This window comes from Corynebacterium drakensteinense (assembly GCF_041224285.1).
In the GTDB taxonomy this organism is placed as follows: domain Bacteria; phylum Actinomycetota; class Actinomycetes; order Mycobacteriales; family Mycobacteriaceae; genus Corynebacterium.
The window spans coordinates 126,312-143,610 of the sequence record NZ_JAXOFP010000004.1 but is presented as its reverse complement, the minus strand read 5'-3'; the positions used below and the strand labels follow the sequence as shown (position 1 = coordinate 143,610).

General features: G+C 57.7%; 15 protein-coding genes and 2 tRNA genes. 11 read left to right on the top strand and 6 right to left on the bottom strand.

The window, feature by feature from the left end:
- Window positions 1-2: 2 nt before the first annotated feature.
- The 3 genes from U1140_RS04045 (at window position 3) to U1140_RS04035 (ending at window position 1,122) form a co-directional block, all read left to right on the top strand.
- Entirely contained in the window at window positions 3-293 is a 291-nt protein-coding gene (locus U1140_RS04045; RefSeq protein ID WP_369846246.1) for a hypothetical protein, read from the top strand.
- A 138-nt stretch (window positions 294-431) separates the two neighbouring features.
- Window positions 432-908: a ribose-5-phosphate isomerase gene (locus U1140_RS04040; protein WP_369846244.1), complete on the top strand. Its 477-nt coding sequence runs from the start codon at window positions 432-434 to the stop codon at window positions 906-908.
- 19 nt (window positions 909-927) lie between these two features.
- A complete protein-coding gene (locus U1140_RS04035; RefSeq protein WP_369846242.1) occupies window positions 928-1,122 on the top strand; it encodes a PspC domain-containing protein in 195 nt (64 codons plus the stop codon).
- 97 nt (window positions 1,123-1,219) lie between these two features.
- Here U1140_RS04035 and U1140_RS04030 read toward each other — a convergent pair whose 3' ends face one another.
- Window positions 1,220-2,044 (bottom strand): DUF1542 domain-containing protein, encoded by an 825-nt coding sequence (locus U1140_RS04030; protein WP_369846279.1) that lies wholly within the window; start codon window positions 2,042-2,044, stop codon window positions 1,220-1,222.
- A 201-nt stretch (window positions 2,045-2,245) separates the two neighbouring features.
- On the opposite strand from U1140_RS04030, the gene U1140_RS04025 reads away from it, so the two are divergent.
- Both U1140_RS04025 and U1140_RS04020 read left to right on the top strand, forming a co-directional pair.
- Window positions 2,246-2,320: transfer RNA gene (locus tag U1140_RS04025), tRNA-Gly, on the top strand.
- Between the two features lie 189 nt (window positions 2,321-2,509).
- Complete coding sequence (locus U1140_RS04020) at window positions 2,510-4,255, top strand: pyruvate dehydrogenase (RefSeq protein WP_369846240.1); 1,746 nt, start codon at window positions 2,510-2,512, stop codon at window positions 4,253-4,255.
- A 4-nt stretch (window positions 4,256-4,259) separates the two neighbouring features.
- Here the strand turns inward: U1140_RS04020 and U1140_RS04015 are convergent, their stop codons facing one another.
- Complete coding sequence (locus U1140_RS04015) at window positions 4,260-6,539, bottom strand: oxidoreductase (protein ID WP_369846238.1); 2,280 nt, start codon at window positions 6,537-6,539, stop codon at window positions 4,260-4,262.
- A 161-nt stretch (window positions 6,540-6,700) separates the two neighbouring features.
- Between U1140_RS04015 and U1140_RS04010 the strand changes: the two genes are divergently transcribed.
- The 5 genes from U1140_RS04010 to U1140_RS03990 all read left to right on the top strand — a co-directional run bounded on the left by U1140_RS04010 (window position 6,701) and on the right by U1140_RS03990 (window position 10,726).
- Window positions 6,701-6,774, top strand: a tRNA-Pro gene (locus tag U1140_RS04010).
- A 91-nt stretch (window positions 6,775-6,865) separates the two neighbouring features.
- A complete protein-coding gene (tig, locus tag U1140_RS04005) occupies window positions 6,866-8,275 on the top strand; it encodes a trigger factor (protein ID WP_369846236.1) in 1,410 nt (469 codons plus the stop codon).
- 256 nt (window positions 8,276-8,531) lie between these two features.
- Complete coding sequence (locus U1140_RS04000; protein ID WP_369846234.1) at window positions 8,532-9,134, top strand: ATP-dependent Clp protease proteolytic subunit; 603 nt, start codon at window positions 8,532-8,534, stop codon at window positions 9,132-9,134.
- A gap of 38 nt (window positions 9,135-9,172) precedes the next feature.
- The gene (locus U1140_RS03995) at window positions 9,173-9,802 is read left to right on the top strand and encodes an ATP-dependent Clp protease proteolytic subunit (RefSeq protein ID WP_306514824.1); all 630 of its coding nucleotides are present in this window, start codon (window positions 9,173-9,175) and stop codon (window positions 9,800-9,802) included.
- Window positions 9,803-10,054: 252 nt separating this feature from the next.
- Window positions 10,055-10,726, top strand: coding sequence for a response regulator transcription factor (locus U1140_RS03990; protein WP_369846233.1), 672 nt, complete (start codon window positions 10,055-10,057; stop codon window positions 10,724-10,726).
- 75 nt (window positions 10,727-10,801) lie between these two features.
- Here the strand turns inward: U1140_RS03990 and U1140_RS03985 are convergent, their stop codons facing one another.
- Complete coding sequence (locus U1140_RS03985; RefSeq protein ID WP_369846231.1) at window positions 10,802-13,117, bottom strand: sensor histidine kinase; 2,316 nt, start codon at window positions 13,115-13,117, stop codon at window positions 10,802-10,804.
- A gap of 210 nt (window positions 13,118-13,327) precedes the next feature.
- Here U1140_RS03985 and clpX point away from each other — a divergent pair, with 210 nt between their 5' ends.
- Complete coding sequence (gene clpX / locus U1140_RS03980; RefSeq protein WP_369846230.1) at window positions 13,328-14,671, top strand: ATP-dependent Clp protease ATP-binding subunit ClpX; 1,344 nt, start codon at window positions 13,328-13,330, stop codon at window positions 14,669-14,671.
- A gap of 46 nt (window positions 14,672-14,717) precedes the next feature.
- On the opposite strand, the gene U1140_RS03975 is transcribed toward clpX, so the two are convergent.
- The 3 genes from U1140_RS03975 to panB all read right to left on the bottom strand — a co-directional run bounded on the left by U1140_RS03975 (window position 14,718) and on the right by panB (window position 17,213).
- Window positions 14,718-15,359 (bottom strand): TetR/AcrR family transcriptional regulator, encoded by a 642-nt coding sequence (locus U1140_RS03975; RefSeq protein ID WP_369846228.1) that lies wholly within the window; start codon window positions 15,357-15,359, stop codon window positions 14,718-14,720.
- Window positions 15,352-16,248 (bottom strand): pantoate--beta-alanine ligase, encoded by an 897-nt coding sequence (panC, locus tag U1140_RS03970; RefSeq protein WP_369846227.1) that lies wholly within the window; start codon window positions 16,246-16,248, stop codon window positions 15,352-15,354. The genes U1140_RS03975 and panC overlap by 8 nt, the downstream gene beginning before the upstream one ends.
- Window positions 16,249-16,382: 134 nt before the next feature.
- Window positions 16,383-17,213: a 3-methyl-2-oxobutanoate hydroxymethyltransferase gene (gene panB, locus U1140_RS03965; protein WP_369846225.1), complete on the bottom strand. Its 831-nt coding sequence runs from the start codon at window positions 17,211-17,213 to the stop codon at window positions 16,383-16,385.
- Between the last annotated feature and the right edge of the window lie 86 nt (window positions 17,214-17,299).

Sequence of the window (17,299 nt, the reverse complement as noted above, 5' to 3'; positions counted from 1 at the left end):
CTATGTTTGGTACTTTTATTACTTCTCTGATCATCGCTGCTCTGGGCGGTGCCGCTGCCTTTTATTCTTGGCGGCAAAATGCCATGGTGGCCCTGATTTCTGCAGGCGTGTGCTTGGTTGCTTCGATCATTGCCGTGATCACCGGCCTGGCTTCTACCGTGGCAGTCGTGTTCAAGCTTTTGCCGTGGCTGCTGCTGGCGTTGGGCATTTGGTTGGTCTACCGCATGTTGACTAACCGTAACTCCGATGCTGGTGCTGAAGCTGATGCTCCGGCGCAGCGACCAGCGCGTTAAGCGCTGATGCGGTAAGCGTGAGCACTGTGCCTCAGCGCCTCCGTACGGTGGAGTCAGTGCGGAGAGCTAGTGCAACCTACTACCGCCACGCTTAAGAATTAGCCGTCTGGTTTACCCCAGGCGGCTATTATTGTGTGTATGCGCGTTTATCTTGGAGCAGACCATGCAGGTTTTGACACGAAGAACCTGATCAAAGACCACCTGAGCAAAGCTGGATATGAGGTCATCGACTGCGGTGCACACACCTACGATGCCGACGACGATTACCCGGCATTTTGCATTGACGCTGCAACGCGCACCGTCAATGATCCGGGCTCGCTAGGCATCGTGTTGGGGGGTTCCGGCAACGGTGAGCAGATCGCAGCTAACAAAGTAGAAGGTGCGCGTTGCGCTCTGGCTTGGTCGCCAGAAACCGCACGCTTGGCACGCGAGCACAACAATGCGCAGCTGATCGGAATTGGCGGGCGCATGCACTCGGAAGAAGAAGCCCTGCAGATTGTTGATGCTTTCTTGGACCAAGAATGGTCGGCTGCAGAACGTCACCAGCGCCGAATCGATATTTTGGCGGAATACGAGCGCACCGGTGTGGCCCCGGAAGTACCAAGCGCCGAATAACTAATAACTGAGGCTGCAAATGGAGCTTCCCGTAGAAAATAAGTGGCACCGTACAGACGACGGCAAACAAATAGCAGGAGTCTGTGCAGGCGTAGCGGAAACGTACGGGGTCAAAGCCGATACTGTGAGGTGGTGCTATGTCCTAGCTACTCTGGTAGGCGCCCCTATGATCTTCGTGTATCTATTTCAGTGGCTGGCCTACCCCAAATGGTAGATATTTGTTTTAGCGCAGATTTTGTTGTCAGCTAAAAACACCAAGCACCCCATTGTTGAACCAACAATGGGGTGCTTGCTTGGCTTAGGTCTTGGTTTTAGAAGTCAAAGCCGAGGTCAAACAGGCCGCCGTCATCGCCGCCCCCGAAGAAGCCGCCGCCGTCGTCCATACCTGCATCGTCCATGCCGCCCATGTCATCCATATCACCGGCATCGCCACCATCGGCGCCATCCATGCCGTCAGAACCAGCGCCATCTGCACCGTCGAGGCCTTCACCGGCACCAGACTCAAACTCGTGGGCGCCATAGCCCACGCCCGACATGCCGGCGAACATCATGGAAAACATCATCGCTGAGCTCATCGCCCACACACCAGTCAACAGGGCAGGCTCCCACCAACGAGTGGAATACCAACCAGCTGGGACCGGGCGTCCTGCGACGTTGCCGCCGGGGTAGTAGTGCGGCGCGTCATCGCTGGCTTTCGGCGAGGCGATGATGTGCTCGCCTTCGTGATCGATCTCGCGACGCTCGGTAACCTTGCCCGCGTTGCGTTGGCCTTCCAACGGCGGGATTTCCGGCCCGGTGGACATGCCCATGATCTCGCGGGCGGCGTTGGCGTAGTGCATGCCTTCGAGGGCGGATTCGCGGGCTAGTTGTGCTTGCTTGACGGTGGTTGCGGAAGACAACGCCGAGACCGCCGCGTTGTGACGCTCGGAAGCATCGGACATCGCCTGTTTGGAGGCAGTATCGGTGCCGTCGATGCTGTAAACCTGCGAGCCGAGCCTATCGATCCAACGCTGGGCGTCAGCACGTGCGTCGTCAAGCTGGTTTTGGTTGTTCTGTTCTACTTGCTTCTTGTTATTTCGGCTGGAGACATAAAAAGCGATGCCAATGCCGATAACGAGGATGAGCAAAATTTCCATGGTTGATATCACTCCCGAAAGGTTTGCTGCCATTCTAGCGACTAACCGCCTCATGGTGTGCTCCCCGATACAGGGTTGTTTGCGGGTGAGTTGGTGGCGGAGGTAGTGGTGAGAATGCAGCCTGAAACCGCCGGTACGCGTGGAGATTTTGGCATGGCCGCGAACATGTTGTAGGCTATTGAACGCACCGCAAGGGTGCGTGGGAATGTCGTATAGTGGCTAATACCTCAGCCTTCCAAGCTGAAGACGCGGGTTCGATTCCCGTCATTCCCTCCACGTTATCCCGTGGGGCTGATCAGCAAAAGCACTGATGTTATCTGTAAAGATATAAACATTCAGTTGTAAGATCAGTCTCACGGGATTTTTCTGCTACCAATTCGGCGTAGGCTGGGATGCTGTTGAACAATCCAAAAAAAACGACACCGTTTAATCTCAAGCAGCGTAATCCCAAGGAGCTTTGACTAGATGTCGAAAACCTACGCCGATTTTCTGATCGATACCCTCGCCAAACAAGGCGTGCGCCATATCTACGGCCTCGTCGGTGACAGCCTCAACCCCATCGTTGATGCTGTGCGCCGCCACAAAGACATGGAGTGGATCCACGTCCACAACGAGGAATCCGCGGCCTTTGCCGCCGGAGCGGAATCACTGATCACTGGCGAACTCGCCGTGTGCGCTGCCTCCTGCGGCCCAGGTAATACCCACCTGGTGCAGGGGCTTTACGACGCCCACCGCAATGGAGCTCGCGTTCTCGCCCTGGCGACGCACATCCCGAGCGAAGAGATCGGCACCGGCTTCTTCCAAGAAACCCACCCGCAGCAAGTGCTGAAAGAATGCTCCGGCTATATCGAGGTCGTCCATACCGCGAAGCAAGGCCAGCGCATCCTGCACACCGCGATCCAGAACTCGGTAGGTAACAAGCAAGTCTCCACGCTGGTGATCCCTGGAAATATCGCGGCAGAAGACGTCGGCGAGCCCGTCAGTGGTGGCGTGATCGCCCGGAAGAAGGGGCAGATGATCCCGGATGCTGACGACGTCGACAAGCTCGTAGCCGCCATCGATAAAGCAGAAAAGATTACCCTGTTCGTCGGTGCGGGTTCTGCAGGTGCGCATGACGAGATCATTGAGCTGGCAACCCACCTGCATGCCCCGATCGGGCACGCGCTGGGTGGCAAGGAAATCATCCAGTACGACAACCCTTACGACGTCGGCATGTCCGGCCTACTGGGCTACGGTGCCTGCTACGACGCCTGCCAGGATGCCGATCTGCTGCTGATGTTGGGCACGGACTTCCCGTACGTGGACTTCCTGCCTGACGGCGACGATGTGGCCATCGCGCAGGTGGATAACAACCCAGAGCACCTGGGGCGCCGCGCGGTGCTCAGCCACGCGATCTGCGGCGACGTGCTGCCCACCGTCACGGCGTTGCTGGAGAAGACTAAGGCGAAAACGGATCGCTCTTTCCTGGATGCGATGCTGAAAAAGCACGAGCGTGAGCTCAGCCAGGTGGTCGATGCGTATACGAAAAACGTCGAAAAGCACACCCCGATCCACCCAGAATTCTTGGCGGATCAGATTGATGAATTGCTTGACGACGACGCCATCGTCACCGTCGATACTGGCATGTGCAATGTGTGGGCTGCGCGTTACGTCAACCCGACTGGGCGCAACCGCGTGATCGGTTCCTGGAAGCACGGCACCATGGCCAACGCGTTGCCGCAAGCCATTGGTGCACAGCAGGCTGATCGCAACCGGCAGGTCGTAAGCTTTTCCGGCGATGGTGGGCTGGCGATGCTGATGGGTGAGCTGTTGACGGTGCGCCGTAACAACCTGCCGGTGAAGACGGTGGTGTTCAATAACTCTTCGCTGGGCATGGTGAAACTCGAGATGCTGGTCGAGGGCATGCCAGAGTTCGGCACCGATCACGATGGCGTTGACTACGCCGGTGCTGCGGAATCGCTGGGCATTCCTGCCGTGCGCATTACGGATCCGAAAAAGGCACGCCAGCAGCTCAAAGAAGCCCTGGAGATAGATGGCCCAGTGCTGATCGACGTGATTACCGACCCAAACGCGCTGTCCATGCCGCCAAAGCTAGAGCTCGAGCAGTTCAAGGGCTTCGCGCTGGCGGCCGGACGCACCGTCCTCGATGGCGGCGTGGGCAAGATGCTGTCGATGGCGCGGTCGAACCTGCGGAACATCCCACGCCCGTAAGCTGCTATTGTTCGATGCTTGCCGCCAACTCGACGGCTTGCCGGATCGCGCGTGCAGCATCGAGTTCTGCCGCCACGTCCGCACCGCCGATGACGTGGATGCGGTTGCGTTGTTCGTCGGACAGGCTATCGAGATCCGCCTCGACGACAGATTCCTGCCCGGTGCACAACACGATCGTGTCGACAGCAAGCACGGTGTCTGTGCGGTTGTTCTGCAAATCGTTTTCCAGTTCGGCGACCTTATCCTTGTCACCAGCTTTTTGCGCTTTCCGGATCGCCTTTGACGTCTTCGCCGCATCGTTGACCGGAAGGTTGACGTGCAAGCCGTCGTTGTCGATCTTCGTGTAGGCGACGCCACTGATTTGTTTCACCCCAGCGGCGGCGACCGATATGCGGTGGACCCAGCCAGTCGTTCGGTTCAGCCCCAGACCCTGTGGTGATGGTTTACGCTGCAGCATCGTGATTTCGCGCTTCGCACGTGGTGGGTGCGGGCGGTTCAAGTTTCCCGGCAGATCCGCGCGACGGCTAATGCCCCAGGCAGACTCCCATTCTTCGATGCTGGCGGGGGTCGGCGCGGTATCTGTGCCGCTTCCGGATTCTTCGATCAGATACTCGGCGACATCGAATCCAATGCCGCCGGCGCCGGCGATCGCAACCTTGTTGCCTGCTGGTTTCGCCCCAGACAACAATTCGGCGTAGGTGATGACATTGACGTCGAGCTCACCGGCCAAGCCCTGTTCGATACCGGGGATGTTAGGAATGCGCGGGCGCACACCGGTGGCGATGACGACCTCATCGAAGCCAGCCGCGAAGGCTTGTTCTGCGGTGGTCGGGGTAGAGGTGGTGATTGTCACGCCGAGTGCTTCCAAGCGTGCGAGTACCGCCTGCAGGGAATAGTGGAATTCTTCTTTGCCGGGAATCTGCATGGCCAATCGGAACTGGCCGCCGACGGTATCTGCGGCTTCGAAAACTTCCACGGAATAGCCGCGTTTCGCCAGGGCTTCGGCGCCGAACAGGCCGGCAACACCGCCGCCGATAACAGCGACCTTGGTTTTTGCTTCGCCTGCGCCGGTGCCTGTGCCTGCGTGCGTGCCTGTGGAGCTTGCCGACGCATTTTCTCCCACACCGTTGATCGGCAACAGCGTCAACTCGGTTTCGTAGCCAGCCCGTGGGTTGACCAGACAGCTAGCCCGCTTGTTTTCAAAAACATGGTCGAGGCATGACTGGTTGCAAGCAATGCAGTGATTGATCTGGGAAGCACTACCGGTCTGCACACGATTGATAAATTCCGGCTCCGCTAGCCACGGACGCGCCATGGAGACGAAGTCGACCTCCACGCCAGTATCATCCCAGCGCCCGGCCAGCACATCTTCGGCAACTTCCGGGGTGTTGATGCGGTTGGAGGCAACCACGGGAATATTAACGTGCTGTTTCACCCGCGCGGTGGCCCAGCTGAACGCGGCCCGCGGCACGCTGGTAATCACCGTTGGTACTTGCGCTTCGTGCCAACCAATACCCGTGCTGAGCATGTCGACGCCAGCTTCTTCGAGCCCACGTGCCAACTCCAGGATCTCGGATTGGCTTTGGCCTTCTTCGACCAGCTCCAGCATGCTCATGCGGAAGTCGACGAGGAAGTCTTCGGGAACCGCCGCGCGCACCGCACGTGCGATTTCCAGGGCAAACAAGCTGCGTTGCTGCCCCCAACGATCATCGCGCTGGTTAGTGCGCGCTGAGAGGAATTGGTTGATCAAATAACCTTCCGAACCCATGATCTGCACGCCGTCGTACCCGGCTTGTGCTGCGAGCTTGGCGGCATTCGCAAAATCTTGCACGGTTTGGGTGACTTCGTCGTCGCTAAGCTCGCGTGCAGGAAATGGGCTGATTGGTGCTTGTGTGGCACTAGCACTGACTGATTCCATGTGGAACGCGTACCGTCCCGCATGCAGCAGCTGTAAAAACGCCAAGCTGTCGTGTTCGTGCACGGCAGCGGTGACTTGCTTGTGTGCTTCGACCATGTCGTCGTTATTGAATGGGTGCGCAAACGGGCTCAACACACCGAGTTGGTTCGGCGAATATCCACCCGTGACGACGGCCGCGGCACCGCCTCGTGCGCGTTCTGCAAAATATGCGGCTAATTTCGGCGCATCGGCGGGATCGTCTTCCAGGCCAGTGTGCATGGAACCCATGATCGCGCGGTTGCGGAAGCGTTTCTTGCCGACGGTCAGCGGCGATAGTAAACGCGAAAAATCGGTTTCTGCTTTGGTGTCAGTCACGGAATGTGTCATGCGTTACAGACTAGCCTGTGTTCTGCATAACATAAATTCCTCACCACTTATGGGTGCAGAAACTATAGTGGCCCCCGCCCGTGCAGCAGAAAAATAAGGCAGGTAGACTACGGGGTCGTGCTTATGTGTCGGTCTGTGCGGACCGTACACGTGAGTAGTCGCGGGGCGTAGCGCAGCTTGGTAGCGCGTCTGCTTCGGGAGTAGAAGGTCGCAGGTTCAAATCCTGTCGCCCCGACAAATGGGGTCCTAGGTGAAATTGCCGGGGCCCCTATTTAATAAAATAAGTTTAAGTATTATCCCTCGATGAGAAACCAGGAGAGTTACTCGTGAAGACAACCGTCGACAAGCTGAGCGATACCCGCGTGAAGCTCACCGTGAATGTTCCATTCTCTGAGCTCGACAAAGAAATCGATAACGCCTATAAGGCCATCGCGCAGCAGGTGACTATCCCAGGTTTCCGTAAAGGCAAAGCGCCTCGTCAGTTGATCGACGCGCGCTTCGGCCGTGGCCCAGTGCTGGAGCAGGTCGTTAACGACATGCTGCCGGTGAAGTACGAAGAGGCCATGAAGGAAAACGACATCAACCCAATCGGCCAGCCTGAGGTTGATATCAAGCAGATCGAAGACAACGAGTTCGTAGAATTCACCGCTGAGGTTGATGTCCAGCCTGAGATCGAGGTTCCGGACTTCTCCAAGATCAACGTCAAGGTTTCCCCACTGAAGTCGCTGGACGAAGCTACAGACGAGCAGATCGACCAGCTGCGTGATCGTTTCGGTGAGCTGAAAGAAACCAAGCGTCAGCTCAAGACTGATGACTTTGCTGTCATCGACTTGACCGCCGAGATTGACGGCAAAGAAATCGAAGACGCCAAGGTTGAGGCCATGTCCTACCAGATCGGCTCCGGTAACTTGATCAAGGGCCTGGACACCGCGCTGCGTGGCATGAAGACCGGCGAAGACAACAGCTTCACCGCCAAGTTGCAGACCGGCGAGCACGCTGGTGAAGAAGCTGAGGTTTCCGTTCACGTGCAAAAAACCCAGGAGCGCAAGCTGCCTGCGTTTGACGACGAATTCGCACAGATGGCTTCGGAATTCGACACTGCCGACGAGCTGCGCGATTCCATCCGCGCCCAGTCGGAAGAATCCGTCAAGGCACAGCAGGCTGCAGAAATCCGCGATGAGGTTTTGAAGGCTGCCCTGGAAGACGTCAAGTTCGAGCTGCCAAAGACCGTGGTCGACGAGCAGGTTCACAACCAGTACCACCAGGTACTTGGCCAGGTCGGCGGCGACGAGAAGGCTTTGGCACAGTTGCTGGAGGCGCAGGGCACTTCCCGCGAGCAGTTCGACAAGGAAGCACGCGAGTCTGCAGAAGACTCCGTACGCACCCAGCTGTTCCTGGATGCGGTTGCCGAAAAGGAGCAGCCAGAGGTTACCCAGGAAGAGCTGACCGAGCACATTATGTTCACCGCTCGTTCCTACGGCATGGAGCCGGGCCAGTTCATGCAGCAGCTGCAGCAGGCTAACCAACTGCCAAACCTGTTCGCTGACGTTCGTCGCGGCAAGGCTCTGGCCATGGCTATCTGCAACGTCTCGGTAGAAGACACTGACGGTAATTCGGTTGACCCGAAGGACTACTTCGGCGAAGAAGAAAACGCTGAAAACGCTGAAGGTGCTGATGTCGACGCTGCTGCCGGTGCCGACAACGCTGATGCACAGGAGACTTCCGAGGAGAAGTAATCTTCCACGGCAGATGGTGACACCATGGTGAATCATCCGCCGTAAGCGCCGCAATTTTTACCCACTGGGTTTGGCTGCACAAGCTGAGTCCGGTGGGTTTTGTGTTACCGGTGCGTAGTGTGAGCGCCTGGTTGGTGCACGGCTGATCGTGGCCGACTAGGGGCAAACGCTGACAGCGAACACACCTGACGGGGCTGGGGTCGGCGGGTACGCTGGTGTCATTGAAGACGACGACCAACAGGAGTTTGAAACACTAATGTCTGACAAAATTACGAGCGAGGCAGGTTCGGCAGGTATGAACCTGGGTGACTCCGTCTACGAGCGTCTGTTGCGTGAACGCATTATCTTCCTGGGCACACAGGTGGACGATGAGATCGCCAACAAGCTGTGTGCACAGATTTTGTTGCTTTCGGCGGAAGATCCTAACCGCGATATTTCCCTCTACATCAACTCCCCAGGCGGTTCGGTGACCGCGGGCATGGCAATTTACGACACCATGAAGTACTCGCCGTGCGATGTACGCACCTATGGCATGGGCTTGGCTGCCTCCATGGGGCAGTTCCTGCTCACTGCTGGTGCCCCAGGCAAGCGCTTTGCGCTGCCGCACGCGCGAATCATGATGCACCAGCCATCCGCAGGCGTTGGCGGTACCGCAGCGGATATCGCCATCCAGGCAGAACAGTTCGCGCAGACCAAGCGCGAGATGGCGCAGCTGATCGCAGAACACACCGGCCAGACCTTTGAACAGGTCACCAAGGACTCCGACCGCGACCGTTGGTTCACCGCACAGCAGGCACTGGAATACGGCATGGTCGATCATGTCATTTCGGCAGCCCAGGGCGGCACCGTCACTAACTAGGCACGAACCACGAACTAGGTAAGAGGAGAACTACTTTCATGTTGAACCAATCCCAGATGCCAGCTTCGCGGTACGTGCTGCCATCGTTTTTGGAGCATTCCGCGAACGGCACTAAAGAAACCAACCCGTACAACAAGCTGTTTGAAGAGCGCATCATCTTCTTGGCCTCCCAGGTAGATGACACAGCTGCAAACGACATCATGGCGCAGCTGTTGGTGCTGGAATCGCAGGATCCTGATCGCGACATCACCATGTACATCAACTCTCCAGGTGGTTCTTTCACCGCGTTGATGGCGATCTACGACACCATGCGCTTTGTGCGTTGCGACGTGCAGACCGTGTGCTTGGGCCAGGCTGCTTCTGCTGCAGCTGTGCTGCTGGCTGCCGGCTCGCCAGGTAAGCGCGCCGCGTTGCCGAACTCTCGTGTGCTGATCCACCAGCCAGCCACCTCCGGCACGCAGGGCCAGGTCTCTGACTTGGAAATCCAGGCTGCTGAGATCGAGCGTATGCGCACCCTGATGGAAAACACATTGGCAGAACACACTGGTCGTTCCGCTGAGCAGATCCGCATCGATACGGACCGTGATAAGATTCTGACCGCTGAGCAGGCAGTCGAATACGGCATCATCGATCGTGTCTTTGAATACCGCAAGGCAAGCGATAATTAATTAACCTGGTACCGCAATAGCGGTCGCTATCCACGCGCCCTGGTCATCGTTTACTCGGTGAGCAGGGCGTTGTGCTGTTTTTGGGGGAGTGATTCTTCGCCTCGGATGTGTGACCCCTAAAAATTGGGGCATGGTGTCGCGTCAATCACATTAGTTATTTCTGACAGTGTGATCGTAGACTTGAATTGTGCTGATAATTTCGCACGAAATACTGTTTTGAGATCGCACCAAAATTAGAGCAAGGCGAGTGGAATGACACCTCCGGGTTCGAAGGCCTTTCGGCTGGCAATTGTTGAAGACCATGAGTTAACACGGCAAGGCCTTACTTCGGCTCTCGATGCCTATCCGGAGTTCACGGTCATCGCGAGTGCCGCCAGCGTGCCGGAACTCATGACGGAGTTGGGCAGGAAGAAAAAGATTGACCTGATCGTGCTCGATCTCCGGCTTGGCGACGGCAGCCAACCAATTGATAACGTCGAAAAGCTGGAAACAATCACACCCAATATCGTGGTGTTGTCGTCGCTGGAAAGCCCTTATCTGCTGCGGCAAGTTCTCAGAACCAATATTGCAGAGGTCTTGAGCAAAAGTCAGTCCACAGATGAAATCGTCGCCGCGATACGCCGGACTCTGGATGGCCGCCCGACTGTTTCCACGGAAATGGCGGCGGCCATGGACGCAGATCCGTTGATCGACTCAGTGGATTTGTCTGATCGCCAGCGCGAGGTTCTTGAACTTTATGCTTCCGGCGAGGTCGCAAAACGTGTTGCCCGCTTGACGGGGCTGAAGCAAGACACCGTCAACGATTATTTGAACCGGGTGCGGCAGAAATATACCAAGGCAGGGCGCGCGGCGTATACCAAGACCGATTTATTCCAGCGCGCGCAAGAAGACGGTTTCTTACCTGGTCCCACCGACCCGCACTAGCCCCGGCAGAACCGCATTTGCCTTGCTCACCGGTTCTCAAACGTTAGGTGCGGCATGCGCGTCCACTAGGCGGAGCTAGTCCACGTCCGGATAACCGACTCGCGTAATCCCGACACGCCCGCTGGAGATTGTGGCGAAATGCCGACGTCCAGGAGGCAGTACGCGAATGGTGACAGAATCATCCCCTGCGTGATGCAAGGCGTTGAGTGCCAGCGGAATTAATTTTTCCAGCGCCGTGTCAGTGTCGCGACCATCGGAATCGTTGTCGTCGTCGCTGGCAGCGCGTTCGCTGCGATCGTCGAGAAGCAAGACGGTGGCACCAGCATTGCGGGCATCCCAAACGGCGGCTTTGAGCTCTGGCCGATCCAATAACGGGGCCCGCAGGGCATCACGGATTGCCAACTCGGTTAAGTGCGCACGCTGGCGCAGTAACGGTGGGGGACTGTCAAAATGCTGCACGGCCTCGAACACGGGGGCGGCATCAAGCTCGATGCGTTCATGCCATTGTTTGTGCACTGCCTGGATCTGGCGGATCCTGGCTGCTTCGGCGTTAGCCTTCCACTTTTTTGCGCGCAAGCTGGGCAGACGTTTCAGCATCCCGCTATTGGCGAAATAGACAATGGCAGCCGCAAAAAGCAGAATGATATAGCTGCTCCACGTAATGAGCGGTGGGTTAGCTATTGCTCCGCCACCCACCAGTGAAATGGTTTCCAGCACAGCGATGTTGGCGGCAAAACCAGCCACACCCCAGATGATCTCGCCGCGTAGCACCAAAATGCAACTGATCAGCCCGGAGATAGCGATGGCCCACTGGTTTTCCCACGAGCCGGAATAATCTGCGTTTTGCCATAGACTCAACGGGCCGATCAAAATAAAACCTGCGATGACCACGCTGAATTTTTTGCGGTTCATTCGCGGCGCATCGTCGAGAAGAATCAATGCCAACATGGCGATGCTCAAAAATGCCGCGGGTAATGCGGCGAGGAAACTGCCCGAGCTTATCCACGCTGCAGACAGCACACTCGGGATAGCAAGCAGCAGATACGGCCGCGCCCAACTCCGCGAGACATGTGCGGGCTGCAGCATGCGCTTTTGCAGGCTGCCGGCCGTGAGCTCGGCTTCCGTCACTTCGTCGGAGACCTCTCCGTTAGCGCCAAACTGTTGCGATTCCGGGGAACTCAAACACCAACGAATCGTCACGGTCGTGCCCACACCTGGTTTGGAAACGATCTGTGCATCGCCCCCGTCGATGCTGCGCATGCGGTGCAGAATGGAGACAGTGATCCCGGAGCGTTGCGGATCGCGCTGATCAACGTCGAAACCGCGCCCGTTGTCGCGGAATTCGACGATGAGTTCATTATCGGTGACGTTAATATCGCACCAGCGCTGTGATCCTGCGCCGGCATGTTTGCGGGAATTGCGAGCAGCTTCGGCCACCGATAGCCGGATGGCCTCGGCAGCAGAAGCCTTAATCAACGTTGGTGCCGCGACAATCACCGAGCCATCAGGCCCGATTCCCGTCGTGGTCACGGTGCAGTCGGGAACGATTTCCTGCAGGCGTCGGGTGACGTCGTCAAGCAAAAATTGCATGGGCATATCCTCACCGGTAGCCGGCCGCGATGGCAGGGACCACTCGGTGTGATCGCGCAATGATTGCCCACGTGCCACCGCGGCGAGCGAGGCCAGAATATGGTCGTGCACCAGCCCGTTGAGTCGTTTCCGCTCACCGATAGCAGCCTTTTTAGATTCGGATTCAGCCAGCGAGTCGCGCACCCGAACTTCGGTTTCATCAATGGTGCGCGCAACCCGCATCAACGTCAACGCGCCTAAAACGAAGGGGATCAGATTCATCAACACCGCAAAACCCGAGGTTGCGAGTAATTCCGGCAGACTAGTCCGCCCATGGATGAACGCGTGCAGCGCGGCCGGCACCGCCTGGATGAAAATCGCTGCGATCACCGCCCGGTTGGTGGGCCAGAGTAAAACCACGCTGACTGCTAGCACCCCGGTGAAATCCGCGAACCGGAGCACAGACGGGGCTAGATCCGGAATGACGGCATAAGCCACCGGAAACGCGACAGTAGCGAACAGTAAGACCACAGCATTCCAGTACAGCGAATAGCGCAGCCACACCCGCTTGCCGACGACAGCGGCGGTAACCATGAACACCGCGCACAGCACTAGCCCACCACTGATAAGGTATCCGTACCAATCGCCGACGTATCCCGAACCATAGGTGGCGTACTGGATCAGCAGATACAGCACTAGCGCCACCGACATCGCGATACAACAGATCCGCAAGGCCATGAGCTCGACCGAATCAGTGGTGAGGATACGCTTGAATCGGTGCAGCAGCGTGGGCGAATCGTGGCTGGAGCTCATCGTGGGCATAACGCGAAGTTAGCACCAATCGTCGTCAAGCAAGATGGCGTAGATCCCATCGTGTGGCTACCAGCACGGGCGGCATCGGTGATTACACTAGAAAGAACCAGTCGGCTCCGTGGCGTCGCACCCTGCGCGCCGGGCCGTGTGAACTGCAAAAACTACGCAAATTACAGCACCTGTCCACAATCGCGAAACGAGAAGTACGTAAAAGGTCCTATGGCACGTATGCAAGAAAGCGCTGATCTGCTGAAGTGTTCCTTCTGTGGAAAGAGCCAAAAGCAGGTGAAAAAACTCATCGCCGGTGGCGGTGTGTATATCTGTGACGAGTGCATTGAGCTCTGCAATGAAATCATCGAAGAAGAGATCGCGAACGAGCCTGGCGCACAGGAATCTGAAACCGGCAAGCGGTTGCCGCGCCCGTCGGAAATTTCCGCGTTTTTGGATAATTATGTCATTGGCCAAAACCAGGCCAAGCGTATTTTGTCGGTGGCGGTGTATAACCATTACAAGCGCATGCGTGCCGACGAATTTTCTCGCACCGGCTCGGGTTCGAAAACCAGCCAGCGGACATCGGGTGCGGTGAAATACGGTTCGCGTACTGATTCCATCCATGCAGATGAAGAAATCGAGATCGCGAAATCCAATATCTTGATGCTGGGGCCGACCGGGTCGGGTAAGACCTACCTGGCACAAACCCTTGCGCGCATGCTGGATGTGCCGTTTGCCATTGCCGATGCCACCTCGCTGACCGAGGCCGGCTACGTCGGTGAAGACGTCGAAAATATCCTGCTCAAGTTGCTGCAGGCTGCCGATTTTGATGTGGAGCGCGCCCAACGCGGCATCATTTATGTCGACGAGATCGACAAGATCTCCCGCAAGAGCGATAACCCGTCGATTACCCGCGATGTCTCCGGTGAAGGCGTGCAGCAGGCGTTACTGAAAATCTTGGAAGGCACCACCGCCTCGATTCCGCCACAGGGCGGGCGCAAGCACCCGAACCAGGAGTTCATCCAGTTGGATACCTCGAACGTGCTGTTCATCGTGGCGGGCGCTTTCGACGGCCTGGACAAGGTGATTGCAGAACGTGTCGGAAAGAAAGGCCTGGGCTTTGGTGCCGAGGTCGAATCGCGCAAAGACACTGACAACTCCGCGCTGTTTTCCCAGGTTCGCACCGCTGACCTGGTGAAATTCGGTCTGATCCCAGAGTTTATTGGTCGTTTGCCGGTGGTGGCGACGGTAGACAACCTGGATCGCGATTCCCTGGTGCAGGTATTGACCGAGCCGAAGAACTCGCTGGTCAAGCAGTATCGCAGCCTGTTTGCGATGGACGGTGCGGAATTGCTTTTCGACGACGATGCCCTGGCAGAAATCGCTGATCTCGCGATTGAGCGCGGCACCGGTGCGCGTGGTTTGCGCGCGATTTTGGAAGATCTTCTGGTGCCGGTGATGTACGAGCTGCCGGATCGAGAAGACATCAACCAGGTGGTTGTTAGCGCAGCATCTGTGCGGGGAGAAAACACCCCACAGCTGCGCTATTCCGAGAACGTGCAGTCGGCATAGCCTGTAGACTGTGCAGTCGGCTTAGCCCCCCCCCAAAAAAGCCCTTTTAATCCCAGTAGACGCCAAGCCCTGAGCTTGCGCCGTCTTCACCAGAGGCCACGAGATAAGATTCGTGCACAGAATTGGGAATATTCGAGGTCAAAAACGACAGCACGGCATCAACCACGAGCCGCCGAATCCCTGCGGTATTGGCGGCCGATAACGTATCGACTCGCGTCGTCGTGGTGAGCAAATGGCGATGGTTGAGCCGGAACGAGCTCAACGCCACAATCACATAAAACACATCCTGGGCAGAAATTCCCGGCCGAAAAGCCCCGGCCTCCTGCCCACGCAACAGCACCCGGTCGAGGTGCAAACCAAGTTCTGATGATTCCATCATCGCGCTCGCCGTATCGGCTTCCAGCACCGGGTGCAGAGATTCCGCCGCCAATAGCGCAACGGCATCGCGGTGCGAATCCAGTTGCGTGTAGACCGCAGAAACAATGTGTGCCATGCACTCTGCCGGAATCGGAGAATCCATGCGCAGCGCGTCGGCAGGCGGGGTGATGGCCTCCATGCAGGTGCTCACGGCCTGGGCGTAGAGCTCTTGCTTGTCGACGCCAACCTGTGCGTGTTCGTAGCCGTGGCGCACAAACTCCGTGATCGCTGCATTAATTGTGGCCTCGGCGGTACTGCTGTCGTTATTCATGTGCCTCCGGGGATGCATCTGCTGCTTCCAGTAGCAAGTTATCAATCAAGCGCACCGGCCCCACCCATGCGGCAGTTAACGCGAGCGCTGGGCGGGTAACAGCGTCCACCTCGCGCAGATTCAGCGGGTCGACCAGACAGAAATAACCCAGCTCAACGCCGTCGCTGGCGGCTAGGTGTGCCCGGGCATCTGACACGCTGTCGAATTCGCCATCGCGCACGCCGAAAAGCGTGCGAGACAGCGCACGGGCATGCCGTCGTTGTTCCGCGCTTAAGCGCAGGTTACGGCTCGATTCTGCCACCCCGTCCGCGCCGCGCACGATGGGCATGCCGCAGATCTCCACTGTGAATTCGAGATCGCGCACCAGTGCTTCGACAATCGCCAGCTGCTGGGCATCTTTGCGCCCGAAATACGCCCGCTGCGGCGCCATGATCTGAAATAGCTTGGCGACGACTGTCGCGACACCATCGAAATGCCCCGGCCGGGACGCGCCTTCTAGGATCTCTCCCATGCGTCCGGTGCGCACCCAAATCTGTGGTGAGGTTTCTGGAGCGTCGCTAAAACCCGGATACATTTCTTCCACGCTGGGGGCAAAGACGGCGTCGACCCCCAAGGACTCCAAAAACCGCGCATCCGCGTCCAGTTGGCGCGGGTAGTTGCGGTAATCGTCGCAATCGCCGAGGTCAGAAAACTGCAGGGGGTTCACGAACACCGAAGCCACCACGATGTCGTTAGCTGCGCGGGCGGCGCGCACCAGGCTGGCGTGTCCATCGTGCAGTGCGCCCATCGTCGGCACCAGCCCGACCGAACGCGTAGCGCCATCTGCCGCCTGAGCTTTGTTGTGCGCGAGGAACTCGCGCATCCCAGTAATAGTCTCGAAGATCTGCATCTCAGCGTCTCCCGTTCTGCATTTTTAGCTGCTGTGCCGCGTAGAAGTTTGTGGTGCGTTCAAGATTTTGGCCGTTGAAGTTTTTGGCGCGTTTAAATTTGGGGCCGTGCAAGTTTGTGGCCCCGAGGCATCGCCTAAGATTCGTCGCTAAACGACTCCGCGGCGTTCGGAAAATTACGGGCGGCAACATCGTCGCGGTAGGCGCGCGCACCGCAGCGCAATTCGTCGGCAAGCTGGGCGTATTGGCGCACAAACCGTGGCGGGGTGCCGGTGCCCAAACCGAAGGCATCCGTCCACACCAGGATCTGCCCGTCGCAGTCGTTCCCCGCGCCAATGCCGATGGTAGGGATGGGGCAATCGCGGGTGATCTCGCCAGCCAACTGCGCAGGAACCATCTCCATGACGACGGCAAAAGCGCCTGCTTCTGCGACCGCTTGGGCGTCGGCCGCGAGTTTGGCGGCTGCTTCACCACGGCCTTGCACGCGGTAGCCGCCGAGCGCGTGTTCGGCTTGCGGGGTGAATCCAATGTGCGCGCAGACAGGGATGCCGGCGTCGACAAGCGCTTTGATGGTCGGGGCGATTTCCACCCCTCCTTCAATTTTCACCGCTTGCACTTCGGCTTCCTTCATGAATCGTACGGCGGTATCCACCGCTTGGGCTGGCGAAGTTTCGTAGCTACCGAACGGCAAATCCGCGACAACGAACGCACGTTTGGTGGAGCGCACCACTGCCGCCGACAAGCTGATCAGCTGATCCGTGGTTATCGGCAGGGTAGAGCTGTGCCCGAAAACGACATTCGCCGCAGAATCGCCGACGAGGAGCAGATCGATGCCCTCTTCATCGAAAATACTTGCGGTTAAACTGTCGTAGCTGGTGAGTGCCGTGAAGGGCTCGCTTGCGGCTTTCGCGCGGGAAAAATAATGGGTGCGTAGCCGTTTTACGGGATGCGACGGTTGGGTAGACATAACACCGAATTTTAGCAGTGTGGAAAGTCGCCGCCGCGTTGCCGGCAAGCAGCGAGACTCATGTTGCAGGCGGGCGCTAGAATAGG

Excerpts from the sequence above, each read along its gene's own strand:
- U1140_RS04045 (WP_369846246.1), top strand. The coding sequence starts at position 3 with ATGTTTGGTACTTTTATTACTTCTCTGATCATCGCTGCTCTGGGCGGT.
- U1140_RS04040 (WP_369846244.1), top strand. The coding sequence starts at position 432 with ATGCGCGTTTATCTTGGAGCAGACCATGCAGGTTTTGACACGAAGAAC.
- U1140_RS04035 (WP_369846242.1), top strand. The coding sequence starts at position 928 with ATGGAGCTTCCCGTAGAAAATAAGTGGCACCGTACAGACGACGGCAAA.
- U1140_RS04030 (WP_369846279.1), bottom strand. The coding sequence starts at position 2,044 with ATGGAAATTTTGCTCATCCTCGTTATCGGCATTGGCATCGCTTTTTAT.
- U1140_RS04020 (WP_369846240.1), top strand. The coding sequence starts at position 2,510 with ATGTCGAAAACCTACGCCGATTTTCTGATCGATACCCTCGCCAAACAA.
- U1140_RS04015 (WP_369846238.1), bottom strand. The coding sequence starts at position 6,539 with ATGACACATTCCGTGACTGACACCAAAGCAGAAACCGATTTTTCGCGT.
- U1140_RS04000 (WP_369846234.1), top strand. The coding sequence starts at position 8,532 with ATGTCTGACAAAATTACGAGCGAGGCAGGTTCGGCAGGTATGAACCTG.
- U1140_RS03995 (WP_306514824.1), top strand. The coding sequence starts at position 9,173 with ATGTTGAACCAATCCCAGATGCCAGCTTCGCGGTACGTGCTGCCATCG.
- U1140_RS03990 (WP_369846233.1), top strand. The coding sequence starts at position 10,055 with ATGACACCTCCGGGTTCGAAGGCCTTTCGGCTGGCAATTGTTGAAGAC.
- U1140_RS03985 (WP_369846231.1), bottom strand. The coding sequence starts at position 13,117 with ATGCCCACGATGAGCTCCAGCCACGATTCGCCCACGCTGCTGCACCGA.
- clpX (WP_369846230.1), top strand. The coding sequence starts at position 13,328 with ATGGCACGTATGCAAGAAAGCGCTGATCTGCTGAAGTGTTCCTTCTGT.
- U1140_RS03975 (WP_369846228.1), bottom strand. The coding sequence starts at position 15,359 with ATGAATAACGACAGCAGTACCGCCGAGGCCACAATTAATGCAGCGATC.
- panC (WP_369846227.1), bottom strand. The coding sequence starts at position 16,248 with ATGCAGATCTTCGAGACTATTACTGGGATGCGCGAGTTCCTCGCGCAC.
- panB (WP_369846225.1), bottom strand. The coding sequence starts at position 17,213 with ATGTCTACCCAACCGTCGCATCCCGTAAAACGGCTACGCACCCATTAT.